The organism is Vibrio frigidus (assembly GCF_042465995.1).
Classification (GTDB): Bacteria; Pseudomonadota; Gammaproteobacteria; order Enterobacterales; family Vibrionaceae; genus Vibrio.
In genome coordinates, this window is sequence record NZ_JBCDMC010000005.1 from 302,008 (window position 1) to 315,545 (window position 13,538).

The 13,538-nt window shown below is 42.8% G+C and carries 12 protein-coding genes; 3 read left to right on the plus strand and 9 right to left on the minus strand.

Annotated features, from left to right (window positions below; genetic code table 11):
- Positions 1-18 precede the first annotated feature (18 nt).
- Genes fucU through AACW90_RS10910 form a run of 3 tightly spaced genes read right to left on the minus strand, consistent with a single transcriptional unit; the run spans position 19 to position 2,398 of the window.
- A complete protein-coding gene (fucU, locus tag AACW90_RS10900) occupies positions 19-441 on the minus strand; it encodes an L-fucose mutarotase (protein WP_390234179.1) in 423 nt (140 codons plus the stop codon).
- A gap of 41 nt (positions 442-482) precedes the next feature.
- A complete protein-coding gene (gatY, locus tag AACW90_RS10905; protein ID WP_390234346.1) occupies positions 483-1,337 on the minus strand; it encodes a tagatose-bisphosphate aldolase subunit GatY in 855 nt (284 codons plus the stop codon).
- A 2-nt stretch (positions 1,338-1,339) separates the two neighbouring features.
- On the minus strand, positions 1,340-2,398 hold the full coding sequence (locus AACW90_RS10910) for an alcohol dehydrogenase catalytic domain-containing protein (RefSeq protein WP_390234181.1): 1,059 nt from the start codon (positions 2,396-2,398) through the stop codon (positions 1,340-1,342).
- A gap of 196 nt (positions 2,399-2,594) precedes the next feature.
- Between AACW90_RS10910 and xylB the strand changes: the two genes are divergently transcribed.
- Positions 2,595-4,094 (plus strand): xylulokinase, encoded by a 1,500-nt coding sequence (gene xylB, locus AACW90_RS10915; protein ID WP_390234184.1) that lies wholly within the window; start codon positions 2,595-2,597, stop codon positions 4,092-4,094.
- A 66-nt stretch (positions 4,095-4,160) separates the two neighbouring features.
- Here the strand turns inward: xylB and gatZ are convergent, their stop codons facing one another.
- The 6 genes from gatZ to AACW90_RS10945 all read right to left on the minus strand — a co-directional run bounded on the left by gatZ (position 4,161) and on the right by AACW90_RS10945 (position 11,273).
- Positions 4,161-5,420: a tagatose-bisphosphate aldolase subunit GatZ gene (gatZ, locus tag AACW90_RS10920; RefSeq protein ID WP_390234187.1), complete on the minus strand. Its 1,260-nt coding sequence runs from the start codon at positions 5,418-5,420 to the stop codon at positions 4,161-4,163.
- Positions 5,421-5,640: 220 nt separating this feature from the next.
- Positions 5,641-6,690, minus strand: a complete 1,050-nt coding sequence (locus AACW90_RS10925) for an efflux RND transporter periplasmic adaptor subunit (protein WP_390234189.1) — start codon at positions 6,688-6,690, stop codon at positions 5,641-5,643.
- Positions 6,687-10,007 carry an efflux RND transporter permease subunit gene (locus tag AACW90_RS10930; RefSeq protein WP_390234192.1) on the minus strand — a complete coding sequence of 1,107 codons (3,321 nt, stop codon included), beginning with the start codon at positions 10,005-10,007 and terminating at the stop codon, positions 6,687-6,689. The genes AACW90_RS10925 and AACW90_RS10930 overlap by 4 nt, the downstream gene beginning before the upstream one ends.
- Before the next feature lie 58 nt (positions 10,008-10,065).
- Complete coding sequence (locus tag AACW90_RS10935; protein ID WP_390234195.1) at positions 10,066-10,521, minus strand: DUF6691 family protein; 456 nt, start codon at positions 10,519-10,521, stop codon at positions 10,066-10,068.
- Between the two features lie 12 nt (positions 10,522-10,533).
- A complete protein-coding gene (locus tag AACW90_RS10940; protein ID WP_390234198.1) occupies positions 10,534-10,953 on the minus strand; it encodes a YeeE/YedE family protein in 420 nt (139 codons plus the stop codon).
- Positions 10,954-10,979: 26 nt separating this feature from the next.
- Positions 10,980-11,273: a metalloregulator ArsR/SmtB family transcription factor gene (locus AACW90_RS10945; RefSeq protein WP_390234201.1), complete on the minus strand. Its 294-nt coding sequence runs from the start codon at positions 11,271-11,273 to the stop codon at positions 10,980-10,982.
- Positions 11,274-11,429: 156 nt separating this feature from the next.
- On the opposite strand from AACW90_RS10945, the gene AACW90_RS10950 reads away from it, so the two are divergent.
- Positions 11,430-11,615, plus strand: a complete 186-nt coding sequence (locus AACW90_RS10950; RefSeq protein WP_390234203.1) for a YgaP family membrane protein — start codon at positions 11,430-11,432, stop codon at positions 11,613-11,615.
- Between the two features lie 212 nt (positions 11,616-11,827).
- Positions 11,828-13,531 carry an FAD-dependent oxidoreductase gene (locus AACW90_RS10955; RefSeq protein ID WP_390234206.1) on the plus strand — a complete coding sequence of 568 codons (1,704 nt, stop codon included), beginning with the start codon at positions 11,828-11,830 and terminating at the stop codon, positions 13,529-13,531.
- Positions 13,532-13,538: the final 7 nt, after the last annotated feature.

Consider the following 13,538-nt stretch of genomic DNA (forward strand, 5'->3'; position numbering starts at 1 on the left):
CGTGCATTTCAATAATGCTTAAGTTAAGGGAGTAACCCCTTTTTTGAGGATTATGTTGCCGTATTTTCTAGTAGTACCAGTTACTACGACACAAGTAGCGGTTTGCGCTCTATCATAGAATGCAAATCTATCGATGAAGGTAATATCTGTACCTTCAGGAAGAGCATCCGCATACTCTTCAACTAAACCATCTGGTAGCCGGTCACCTTTGACAGGTGCCATCATGACCACTTTGTCATCAACGTATTGATCGAGTTCAAACAGCGGAACAATAGCTTCCAGTAACTGGGATACTTCTATTCCATCAGCTCTGAATATCAAGTCATTACAGCTGTAGGCAGGGAAATGAGCATCGCTTATAACGAATTCATCTCCATGGCCCATCTTGCATAACTCTCTCAATAGGTCAGGTGATATCAAGGGACTAATATTTTTTAACATCTTATTGCCTTATTGCTTCCGGATCTTTTAACAAAATTGGACTAAATTCTTCCGCTGCTTCTACAGACTCTAATTTTTTGCTCTATGACATCCGCCATGGCCTGCTTAGCTTTAACGTTATACTCTCGCGGATCATTCACCGCTGGGTTTTCCAGGAATACTTGTTTTAACGCATCCGCATACGCTATTTTAAGCTCTGTTGCGACGTTTACCTTACAGATACCCATATCAATACAGCGACTGACATCTTCATCTGGCACGCCCGACGCACCATGAAGCACTAAAGGAATATCAATCAAAGCTGCGATTTTTTCTAATCGTGCAAAATCTAACTTCGGTTTTTCTTTGTAAAGCCCATGTGCAGTACCAATAGCAATGGCGAGTGAATCGATATTGGTTGCTCGAACGAGTCGCAACGCATCTTCTGGAATCGTATATGGGTCGTTGGCAACTTCGATAATCATGTCATCTTCTTGACCAACCAATTGACCAATTTCCGCTTCCACGCTACAGCCAAAGCGGTGACAAAGTTTTACCGCTTTTGATGTCAGCTCTATATTCTGATCGAGAGATAAAGCGCTGCCATCGATCATTGCCGAGCGGATGCCACTGCGAACTTTGAATTCCATATCGTCTAGGTCATGATGATGGTCGAGGTGCAAAACCACTTGCATGTCTCTAACGCGTGCCGCCGAATCAACGATGCTTATCATCTCTTGGATACCACCATAACTATAAGTACCTGGCGTGCCAGCAATAATTACTGGTGATTGAAGCTTCTTACATGTATCCAATACTACGTGTACGGTTTCTAAGTTATGCACATTAAATGCTGGTATAGCGTAACCATTCTTCTGTGCATCTTTTAATAAGTAATTACTGTTTATTAGGTTTATCATTACGCATCTTCCCAGCTTAGTAATATTTTTCCTTCCGATGGAAGCCCATTTAATTTGGTTACTTCGTCTATGAAGGCTTTCGGTTTGTAGACACCTTCAGTAAGCAAATCCGTATTTATCAAGTTCTGTTCAAATAAATCAGCCGCCACCTGCCACTCTTTTCCAGGATACGGCGCGGAGTAGTTCATCCAACTACCAATAATAGTTAGCTCTTTACGCAAAATGACTTCGAATTCTTTGTAAGTCATGTGTAGGTCTTTATGCAGAGTGCCAATTAGAGCGATAGTGGCTCGTGGTCCTGCTATCTGCGTTGCCAACTTCACAGTAATCGGCGTACCAGCAGTTTCTAGAATCAATTGATTTTCATGCATTTCAGTCATGGATTGGAATGTTTCGATTGATTCCGTTTGAATCGAGTTAACACAAACATCCGCGCCCAATAACTTGGCTTTATCCAGTTTGCTTGGGTTAATATCGATAGCGGTGACACTTTTAGCCCCTAGCGCTTTAGCGGTTTGAAGTGCTAGCAATCCTATTGTCCCAACACCTATCACAACAACATTTTTGTCCTTACAGCCACCGGCCATCAATATTGGGTGAATACCTACCGTAACGGGTTCGAAAAACGCCCCTTGTTGCAACGAAATTGTTTTAGGTAGTCGAAAACAACTTTTTTCTGGGACGACAACATACTCTGCATTGCCACCCGGCATTCTTGAACCGACAAAGCTATAATCTTTACAAAGTGAATACTCACCGTTTTTGCATCGAGCACATTTAAAACAAGGTACTAGCGGTGCACAGACTATGTTGTCTCCTACATGGATACTTTCTACATCTCCAGCAACTTCCACTGCTTGACCAGAAAACTCGTGGCCCAAGGTGATTGGATAAAAATGTGCTCCGTGATGAAAAACTCTTGGGATATCAGAACCGCATAACCCTGAATATTTAACCTTAACGAGAACACACCCTTCTCTCACTTCCGGTATGTTTGACTCTTGTATTGCAAGGCTTTCATTGCTTTCAACAATGACCTCCAACATCTTTTGTTTCATTTTTGCTACTCCCGTCACGGAAACTTTCGAAACCGCGGACAAATATATTCTTTCGAATGTTTTCTTCGTATTAATCTATCTGTTTTCAAGTATAATAACGAAAGCTTTCGATAACCAACGGAAGTTTTCGATTTTAAATCATTGGTCACACTTTTCGTGTGCTTTCTTTTAAAAGTAATTCGCAAGGAGTCAAAAGGTGTATATCGGTATAGATTGTGGAACTCAAGGAATAAAAGTAGCGATATGGGATGGTAAGAGTGATCTCTTAGGCGTTGGATATGAAACCTATCCCCTTATCAGTAATGACAGTGGTAAAAAAGAACAACAGGTAGACTGGTGGCTAAATGCGCTCGTAATTGCAATGGATAAAGCCTTTGCAAATACAGGTGAAAACAACAGACGTGTAGACCGAAAAACCATTGATGCTATTGGTGTGTCAGGACAACAACATGGGCTGGTTATCTTAGATAATAAAGACCAAGTTATTCGACCAGCTAAGCTATGGTGTGATACTGAGCCAACGGATTTACTTGACCAGTTTGTGTCATCAAACAAGATTAACTTCGCAGAAACAATCGGTATCAATGTACCGGTCGCATTTACCATTGCGAAATTGTTATGGACAAAAAACGAAAAACCACAAGATTTCGAAAGAATAGCTAAGATTATGTTACCTCACGATTACATCAACTATTGGTTCACGGGTAACTACGTGACAGAAGCAGGAGATGCATCGGGTTCTGGTTTGCTAGATACAAACAGCAAGACATGGAGTAAGCAAGTTGTTGACATGGTCGGTCTACCTGACGGATGTCGATTACCCGAGCTGATCCCCTCTCAAGCAGCTCACGGTACGATAAGAACATCACTAGCCGCGGAGCTTGGCCTCTCTCCAAACGTTATTGTTTCCAGTGGTGGTGGCGATAATATGATGGCAGCTATAGGAACCGGTAATGTTGGTACGGGACTTCTAACCATGAGCTTAGGGACTTCAGGTACCGTCTATTCGCACACAAAGCAACAGATTGAGAGTGTCGATTACCCTGACCTTAATGCCTTTTGTTCTTCAACAAATGGCTATTTACCTCTTGCTAGCACCATGAATGTGACAAGCGCTACAACCGCATTTAGAGATCTGCTGAAGGCGAACATTTCAACCTTCGAGCAAATGATAGCCTCTGTATCGCCGAGTTCACAAGGCATCGCTGTCATGCCTTATTTGTCCGGTGCTAGGTTACCTAATGTTCCCAAAGCTAAGGGAGCAATTTTTGGTTTAACTGGTGATAATTTAACCCAACAAAATCTGCTTAGAGCGGCCGTAGAGGGCGTAACCTATAATCTCGCCAAAGGGGTTGAGGTATTGTCTGACGCAGGCTTAAGCTTTGATTCGGTGTCTCTCATTGGTGGTGGTTCGAATAGCCAAACATGGCGACAGATAATCGCAGATGTCACGGGACTAATCGTTAACGTTCCAGCAGCCAGTGAAGCTGGCGCTCTAGGGGCCGCAATGCAGGCTAAGTGGGCTTTTTGCAATGAGAATGGTATCAAGACGACCATAGAGGATATTGCACGTGACAGTGTCACTCTAGATTCGCACATGATGGCGATTCCTGACCAAGCACAACACGAATACTATCGCGAGCTGTATAATGAATACCATCAACAAGTAGAAACTTACGTTAGCCAATTCAAATAAAATAAAACCCCCGTCAATCAGAGCTTGACGGGGGTTTTTATTGTTTACGTATTAACAGAGTTAGGCTCAATTGCATCCGTAAGAGTAATCATCCAGAACACCTTGAATCTTGCTCATCATGAGTGATTTTGGATTGGAGTCGAGTTCACTTGCTACTACTTTTTTATACTGTTCAGGAAGGTATTGACTTAACATACCAAGTGGTATTTCTAACGTTTCTAAATTGGTAATTAGGCTATCCATTGCGCGAATTATTCTAGGATTAGTCCAGTAATAACGCACCCTGTCTGAAAGGCTATAGTTTAAATCAACCATTGCTTTAGAGTGTGTTTCACTATAATAGTTTTTCCAATAGGTTTGGTCATCTAACAGTACTTCGTGAATCACGTCTTTAATGTGACTCTTCGCTTCAGAAGCCACTAATTCTTCTTCAATATCAGCCAAAGCAAACACCGCTTCTCTAAGCGCAAACGTCACTGCAGGTCCCACTTTTAAGATGGCATAATGGTCTCTCACTAGCTCTCTAAATGCTTCTTTTGTCTGATAATCCGTTGAATGGGCTTCGTAAATGAAATCTGTACTTTCGATATACAGTGATAAGTCTTTCGCTTCTTCAGGTTTATAATGAATAACACTCGAATGATCGAATTCAACTCCAGGTTGAACTACAATACCGACGACCCTCGATAACGCCTCTTCTATTCCTCTCGCTTTGAAAGCGTCGACATGCGTGGTTACCGTGTTCTCTGCATCCTTTACAGTAGTAACATGCACAGAATTAATGGCTTCTTTTTCGCCACCAGGGACGGGGACTTCTGTACCGATAACGTAGGTTAAACGCTTTTTAAGTTCATCACTTGCGGCTTGTTCTGCTACCTCACATAGAATCGCAGCTCGTTGAGCAACCACTACTGGCTCCAAAGGAACCGGGTCATCAGCACACGACATTGATGCGTCTAAATGAATCTTACTAAACCCTGCTTTTACGTAGTCTCTAATTAAGACTTTCGACTTTTCCATTGCCTCTGCAGCTGGTTCTTTCTGCCAGCAGTTAGGGCCAAGGTGATCACCACCAAGTATTATTCTGTCTTTATCAAAACCGACTTGTTTCGCAATCTCATTTACAAATTTGTAGAAATCTACCGGTTTCATACCCGTGTAGCCACCAAACTGATTTACCTGATTCGACGTCGCTTCTATTAACACTTTGTTATCAGTATTAAGTTCATATCTTAACGTCGCTTCTATTACTAGCGGGTGAGCGGAACAAACGGAATATATCCCTATGTGTTCACCATTTTTGTGTCTAGCTACAATACTTTTCATTTCCGATCTCTCATTTCGTAATCCTTCTTTTATTTTTGATCGCAATCAAACGAAAGTAAATAAAAGAATTCAAAATTAACGATTTTTTTGACCTAGAATGAAAATTTGGATGCATAAACACATTTCGAAACAAATTAGAACAATAAAAAAAGAGAAAGGCCCGTCTTCGGACCTTTCTCTTTTTTTATTGTTCGCTAGAAAATCAACTTGCTATTTGTTTCTATTTATAATTTAGCGGATCAACAACCAAATTATCACCACTCGAAACACCTTTTCTCACTTGATTGTGGTCTCCAAGTTGAACCAAACGATTGTGGATAACACCCTCTTGAATTACTTTCACATAATCTAATTGACCAACTTGATATACCGTATTTTCAGGAAGAATAAGCACCGACTGCTCGCCACTTGACAGCACAACTTTGCCATAGACTCCGGGATACACTAGAGAGGTGGTATCCATCTCTAGCTTCACGACAAAACTTCGCGAACTATTGTCTGCTGCGGGTGAGATCTCGACAACGTCGCCTTTTCCTTCAATATCGTACGTTGGCAAATGATAAGCCAAACTGGAACCAAGGTGGACATCTCTAATTTGAGCTTCTGAGATATTGACCTGTAGCTGAAGCTTTTCAGGGTTATACATACTCAACAATTGCATACCCGGAGAGGCCGTATCCCCCATATTCACATTCTTCTGAGTAATAAGCCCATCAAAAGGCGCCGTTATCATACTAAAGCCAAAGGTCGTCTCGGCTTCAACCACTGCCGCTTCTGCTTGCTTAAATGAAGCTTGCGCCGTTTTAAGATCGCTTTCTGTTTTGTCAAACTGAGATTGAGATAGAAGCTTCTTACTAACCAGTTCTTTTACTCGTCGATATTCTTTACGTGCCGCATTCAATATTGCCTGAGCAGACGATAAAGCCTGTTCTGTTTGCTTTACTCTCGCGTCGAGGTCTCGGCTTTCTAACCTCATTAATACATCACCTTGCTTCACAACCGATCCGACATTAACGAGGACTTCCGCTACCTTAGCGGTTAGTCGCGCAGATATAATTGCCTTTTGATCCGCCGCCACAGTACCGGTGAACTCATAACTGATCGGCATCGATTGCGACACAATTGCAACGGATTCTATTTGAGGATAATCAGCCGAGTGTCTTAACCCTTGCTCTGGTAACTTCGTGGTAAAAAAACCGGCCATATATAGAAACAACAATCCCAATATAAAGAATAGGGCTAAACCCAATAAGATCTTTGACTTCTTCATGCTTCTTCCTCTTCTTGAATGGGTAAACCATGTCCTTTTACATCGCGATACGCGAGATTATAAACCACGGGGATGACCAACAAAGTAAATACGGTTGAGGCCGTTATACCGAATATAATCGCCCATGCTAAACCATTAAAAATGGGGTCGAGAGTAATAACGATATTACCCAATAGCGTTGTACCTGCCGTAAGCAAAATTGGTCTCATACGAACCGCTCCAGACTCAATAAGCGCATCGGTTAGCGCTTTACCTTCCGCTAGTGATTGTTGGATAAACTCGATCAGCACAAGTGAGTTCCGCACGACGATACCGGCCAAGGCGATCATTCCTATCATCGCCGTCGCGGTAAAAAGTGCCGGATTTGGGTAGCCATTGATATCGTCACTGAACACGTTGAGTAACCAAAACCCAGGCATGATGCCGATGACGGTCAACGGAATCGCGAGCATAATAATACCAGATACCGCTGGAAGACCGGTTTGAATGAGCATAACAACAAACACACCTAATAACGCTGCACCGTACGCAATACCAAGATCAATGAACACGTCTACCGTTATTTTCCATTCACCTTCCCCGCTCCAAACGATGATGGTACCGGGTTCCACTGACCAACCATCGCCTGCACCATTATTTAGATAATGTCGCGTGCTGACAGGGTTTCGTTCGTTTAACGTTTCTGCATCTCTATCGGACATCACATCGGCAACAATTCCACCGGGTACCCTACCGGCCGATTCTGCATAAACGTAAACGACAGGTTTTAAATTTTTGTGGTTTATAGGCTGTTCAACAGCTTGTTTTACGAACGTGCCCAATTCAGAAACCTGTACCAAAGGTTGAGGAGCATCGACCAAAGCACCATGAACTTCATTCTTAGCGATACCAGCCCGCCCTCGTACATAAAGTGCGGTTAACTTATTCAAGTCGTCACGATTATGTTTTGCCAACCTTACCTTTACTGGCAAAGGATTGATTTCCCGTTCAGCTTGTAGGTGTCCTAATACAAAACCTTGATTGGCAGCACGAATCGTTTCGTTAATGTCGTACACCGATATTCCTGACAGAGCGGCCTTTTCTCTATCAACGACGAATTGCCACGTCTCAAATTCACCTTGAATAGAGGTATCGACTTCCGAGACAAATTCCTCTCGTTCTAATCTTTCCGCCACTTTCAAGGCTTGTTGTTGGAGCTCGTCGTAACTGGTCGTCTCTTCTCCATACACCTCCGCCGTGATGGTGGCAATCACAGGTGGGCCTGGTGGGACCTCGACCAATTGAATATCGGCGAAATGCTTGGCTGCAATAAGCTCGATATCATTTCTTAATCGAGTGACTATCTCGTGAGATTGTTGGACCCGTCTATCTTTATCGGCAAGGACAATACGAAGTTCACCCTGATTAGATTGACTGCGCATAAAGTAATGTCTAACCATACCGTTAAAGTCCATTGGAGATGCAACCCCTGCAAAAGCAGAAACTGACACAACTTCAGGGACGCTAACCAGATAGCCCGAGAAATCTCGCAATGCGTTTGATGTATTAACAAAACTGGACTGTTCGGGCATATTTACAACGAGTTGAAACTCATTTTTGTTGTCATATGGAAGCAACTTTAAAGGAACCAGCCTTAAAACCGGAAGCAGAGCTGCGCCCGCAAAGAGAACCGCAACAAGACCCAAAAATAGCCAACTATTGCGCCGGTTATTCAGCAGTGGGTGTAGCAGCTTTTTATACCATTTATACAATAGGGTCGTTTGTACATCATATGCGCCATCATCACTTGCCCTTCGTAATATTTTACGCGCTAACCATGGCGTTATCATAAAGGCAACTATGGTGCTGAAAACAACGCTTATCGGCACATTAAATGCGAGCGGCGCCATGTATGGCCCCATCATGCCAGTAATAAAGAACATCGGAGTAAAAACAATCACGATGGCGACCGTCGACATAAGTAAAGCGCTGCGAATTTCAGCCATAGCTAAAACGATCGCTTTCGTTCGTGAAAGATCTTTTCTTTTTAGATAGCGCTCAATGTTGTCGATACTGGCAATCGGGTCATCAACGATTAAGCCAAGTGCGAGGATCAAAGCAAACAAGGTGACGCGATTGATAGAGTAACCAAACGCCAAGTCCATTCCTAGCGCGGCACCGTAGCTGATTGGAATCGCAATACCTACTACCAATGCGCTTCGCCAATTTAAGAACAAACCGACAAACACGACAACAGTAAGGATTGAAATACCTAAGCTTGATACAAGATTCGATACCTTATCATCCGCCGTTTGACCGTAATTTCTTATGATACTGAGTTCAACACCTTCCGGTAACTGTTCCCGTTTCAGGTTATTAAACTCTTGCAGCACGTTTTCAGCAACGGTTACGGCGTTAGAGCCTTTTTGCTTGGCGACGGAGATATAGACCGCAGGATAAGTCTCGCTAATTTCTCCATTCGCAGAACCAAATTGAAACCAAGTATCATCCGTTGCTTCTTCCGGCCCATCTGAAATTACAGCAACATCGCGCAGAAACACTGGCCGTCCGTCCACAACATTTACCACCAGCTCACCAAGTTCTTCTGCCTTAGTGAAAAATTGTCCCGATTCGAGCTCGTACACCAACCCTGACTGATGGACTAGTCCAGAATTTTGTTTGTTATGACTAACAGAAAACGCATTCTGCAGATCATCTATAGTGGTTTTACGACTTGCCATCGCCGAGCTGTTTAACTCTATTTCGACGATGCGAGACTGTCCGCCAATGACTTCAACCACATTTGTACTTTCTAGTGCTTTTAGTCTTTGAGTCGCTTGTTGTGCGATTCGACGTAATTCGTAGCTACCGATTTGTTGAGGATTGGTTGAGTAAAGTGCAGCGACAACAATGGGTACATCATCTATCTCTACTGGCTTAACTATCCAGCTAGTAACCGACGCAGGTACCTTATCCTGATTCGCGTAAAGCTTGTTATAAAGCTTTACTAACGCATCCTCACGCTCTTCACCAACGTAATACCTTACGATAACTTGAGCAGCACCACGCATAGACGTCGAATAGACATACTCAACACCGTCTATTTGACTTAACAATTTTTCTAGTGGTTCGGTGACCTGCTTTTCAACCTGTTTGGCACTTAGACCCGGTGCTTGAATGATAACATCCGCCATTGGGACGATAATCTGCGGGTCTTCTTCCTTAGGCGTCATCACAAGCGATACCACCCCGATTGCGAGCGCAAGCAGAATTAATATCGGAGGAAAGAAACTGTTCATTACCTTATGAACAAACCCACCATTAAAGTCCTTTTTCATCTTTCCTCCTAAACAGACCAACTGTTATGATGTTTAATCACACCATTACTTATTTATACTAGTTACCCGAAACCGTTTGGGGGTCAGAATACTTCTTTTTGTTGATGCAAATCAAAATATTAGCAGTACCAAGGCCAACCATCATCGTAGCGAAAAATATCACCACGCCAGCATTGCCAGCGGCGAGTGATGAAACAACAGGACCAGGACACAACCCGACCAAGCCCCAACCAAGTCCAAACGTACCTGCGCCTAGAACTAATCGAGTATCTACCTTAGAGCTATTGCTAAGGGTGAATGTCTCCGCTAGAACCGGTTTACTACGAGGTTTAATAAAGAGTAAATAGGAAGGCAAGAACACCGCAAGTGCTCCTCCCATCACAAACATAAGATCCGGTGACCATTCACCAGCCACATCTAAAAATCCAATCACGTTAACTGGGTCTACCATGCCAGATATCGCCATACCAAGACCAAACAAAATACCCGCGATAAGAGAAATGAAACGAAACATACTAACTCCAAACTACAGTAGGTGAAGACGTACAAACACCGTCAACGCAGCAACCAACATAAAAACAGCGGTCGCAATAACAGAACGTAAAGACAATCGCCCCATTCCACAAATGCCATGTCCACTTGTGCAACCATTTCCGAGTTTGGTCCCTACACCAACTAAAAATCCAGCCAACGCTATCAATCCTGCACTCGCCGCGAATTCGGTTGGTATATGTACATCGAAAAACGCAACGCCTATCATGCCGCCTGAAATCATCCCTACGAAAAACAATAACCGCCAAGAATAATCTTTTGACTTGGGCGTTAAGAGCCCAGTTAGAATCCCGCTTATCCCAGCGATTTTCCCATTCATTAGTAACAACAAAGTGGCTGATATCCCTAATAGCACACCACCGAACAACGAATCCCAAGGAATGGCAAAGCTCATTTTTTACCTCTAAAAGTAATTACAATTTATACACAATAAATCTGATGCAGACTCGCAATCAATGAACCAACTCTCTCATCTGATAGCGAATAAAAAACTTGTTGCGATTCTTTTCTTACGTTAACCAACCCGTGTTTACGTAACACGGTCAAATGTTGGGAAAAGGCGGACTGACTTAAAGAAGACTGTTCTTGCAGCCTACCCGCACCAAGTTCTCCTTGCATTAGTTGGCAGAGAACCATTAATCTTTCTGGGTGAGCCATCGTCTTGAGCAACTCAGACATCTCAACGGCGTTACTTTGCATTTTTATCAGTTCCATGCCAGCTCCAGTCAGTTAATTCACTTATTTAGATTTTACTAATATAAGAAAATTAGTCAACTCTTAATTAGTTTACTTGAATAAATAAAAATAACATTAGACATTACTAAATTAGAATAATATAGTGATTACGCAATCATTATTGAGGATAGGAAAATGACGGTAGATAGCGGTATAAGAGTATTGGCTGGTAGCATGGTTCTGTTATCAGTAATTTTAACTTATTTTGTACATCCGGCATTTGTATGGTTAACGGTCTTTGCCGGCCTTAACCTATTACAAAGTGCCTTCACTGGATTCTGTCCGGCGGCGTCAATTTTGAAGAAATTAGGTTGTAAATAACCTTATTACCCTTTCGTTAAAGGTACCAAAGGTCTTGTCTTTATGAACTTATGCTACGTTGGGTAACAAGAAACTAAGAAAGCATAATTTATTGCCCGCTAAGTCTACATAGATTAGTGGGTGTAGTTGTTTTTTCTTAGCTTTTTATTATTTGATACTTTATTTTTTGGCTTAGATAAAGCTGAGACACAAATTTATTTTTGGAGAATACTATGACTAAAATCGTGATTATTGGTGGCGTTGCAGGTGGTGCTTCTGCCGCTGCACGCGCAAGGCGTTTAAGCGAAGACGCTGAAATTATCATGTTTGAACGTGGCGAGTTTGTATCTTTTGCTAATTGTGGTCTCCCATACCATATCGGTGGTGACATTACCGAAAGAAGCAACCTACTCCTACAGACACCAGAAAGCTTCCTAGCGCGATTCAATGTAGATGTTCGTACCATGAGCGAAGTTACCCGTATCGATAAAGAAAACAAAGTCGTTACCATCAAGAACGTGTTAGACCACTCAGAATATACTGAAAACTATGATTTCTTGGTATTAAGCCCTGGTGCAGGTCCGATTGTTCCCCCCATTCCTGGAATAAAGAATCCAATTACCCATTCACTGCGTAATATTCCAGATATGGATAAAATCCTTAACACTATCCGTATGAACCGCCCCGAGCATGCGACGGTTGTGGGCGGAGGTTTTATAGGTTTGGAGATGATGGAAGCGTTTCATCAGCTAGGCATTAAAACGACATTGATTGAGCTTGCTGACCAAGTGATGACACCCGTTGATCGTGAAATGGCGGGCTTTGCTCACGCTGAGATCAAAGAAAAAGGGGTTGATCTTCGTCTCGGTGTTGCCTTAGAAGCCGTAGAATATATTCAAGAACCTCACGTCCCAACCATCGAAAGTGGTGAGACAGACGACCATCCACATATTCAAGGCCACTTAGATCTTATTTTAAGCAACGGTGAAACTGTCCAGACTGAAATCTTAGTGATGGCTATTGGTGTACGTCCTGAAATCAAACTGGCACAAGATGCAGGTCTTAGAATCGGTGAATTGGGCGGAATCTGGACGGCTCCGACAATGCAAAGTAGTGACCCTTCTATTTATGCTGTCGGTGACGCAATCGAGGAAGCGGACTTTATTACTGGCAATCCGACGGTTGTTCCACTCGCTGGCCCCGCGAACCGTCAAGGTCGTATGGCGGCGGATAATATGTTTGGTCGAGAACAAACGTATCAAGGAACACAGGGCACCGCTATTTGTAAAATTTTTGATCTAGCGATTGCTTCTACAGGTAAGAATGAAAAAACACTTAAGCGCGAAGATATTCCATACAGAAAGGTCTATGTTCATACCGCTAGCCATGCGAGCTACTATCCTGGCGCGGAAATCGTTTCGTTTAAAATGCTTTACTGCCCAGAGACGAAGAAAATTCTTGGTGCACAAGCAGCAGGTAAGGATGGCGTAGATAAGCGTATTGATATTATGGCGGTTGCTCAGCGCGCGGGCATGACTATCGACCAACTTCAGCACCTTGAGTTAACTTACGCGCCACCGTTTGGCAGTGCGAAAGATGTGATTAACCAAGCGGCATTTGTTGCTAACAATATTGAAAATGGTGATGCAAGAGCAATACATTTCGATGAGTTAGAGACATTGACAGATGAGCAGATAATTCTTGATGTTCGTACGCCAATGGAAATCCAAAACTTTGGAACATTGGAAGGTGCAATCAATATCCCAGTGGATGAACTTCGACCTAGAATGAATGAGCTTCCTAAAGATAAAGAAATCATTATTCTTTGCGCCGTAGGATTGCGTGGCAACGTGGCTTATCGTCAGTTAGCCAACAATGGTTACAAAGCACGTAATCTCATCGGTGGTTACAGAACATTGATGTTCTCTAAAGCTTAAAACCGAA

What these genes read in the sequence shown, in the direction of transcription:
- fucU (WP_390234179.1), bottom strand. Translation starts at nt 441, where the DNA reads ATGTTAAAAAATATTAGTCCCTTGATATCACCTGACCTATTGAGAGAG.
- AACW90_RS10910 (WP_390234181.1), bottom strand. Translation starts at nt 2,398, where the DNA reads ATGAAACAAAAGATGTTGGAGGTCATTGTTGAAAGCAATGAAAGCCTT.
- gatZ (WP_390234187.1), bottom strand. Translation starts at nt 5,420, where the DNA reads ATGAAAAGTATTGTAGCTAGACACAAAAATGGTGAACACATAGGGATA.
- AACW90_RS10925 (WP_390234189.1), bottom strand. Translation starts at nt 6,690, where the DNA reads ATGAAGAAGTCAAAGATCTTATTGGGTTTAGCCCTATTCTTTATATTG.
- AACW90_RS10930 (WP_390234192.1), bottom strand. Translation starts at nt 10,007, where the DNA reads ATGAAAAAGGACTTTAATGGTGGGTTTGTTCATAAGGTAATGAACAGT.
- AACW90_RS10935 (WP_390234195.1), bottom strand. Translation starts at nt 10,521, where the DNA reads ATGTTTCGTTTCATTTCTCTTATCGCGGGTATTTTGTTTGGTCTTGGT.
- AACW90_RS10940 (WP_390234198.1), bottom strand. Translation starts at nt 10,953, where the DNA reads ATGAGCTTTGCCATTCCTTGGGATTCGTTGTTCGGTGGTGTGCTATTA.
- AACW90_RS10945 (WP_390234201.1), bottom strand. Translation starts at nt 11,273, where the DNA reads ATGGAACTGATAAAAATGCAAAGTAACGCCGTTGAGATGTCTGAGTTG.
- AACW90_RS10950 (WP_390234203.1), top strand. Translation starts at nt 11,430, where the DNA reads ATGACGGTAGATAGCGGTATAAGAGTATTGGCTGGTAGCATGGTTCTG.
- AACW90_RS10955 (WP_390234206.1), top strand. Translation starts at nt 11,828, where the DNA reads ATGACTAAAATCGTGATTATTGGTGGCGTTGCAGGTGGTGCTTCTGCC.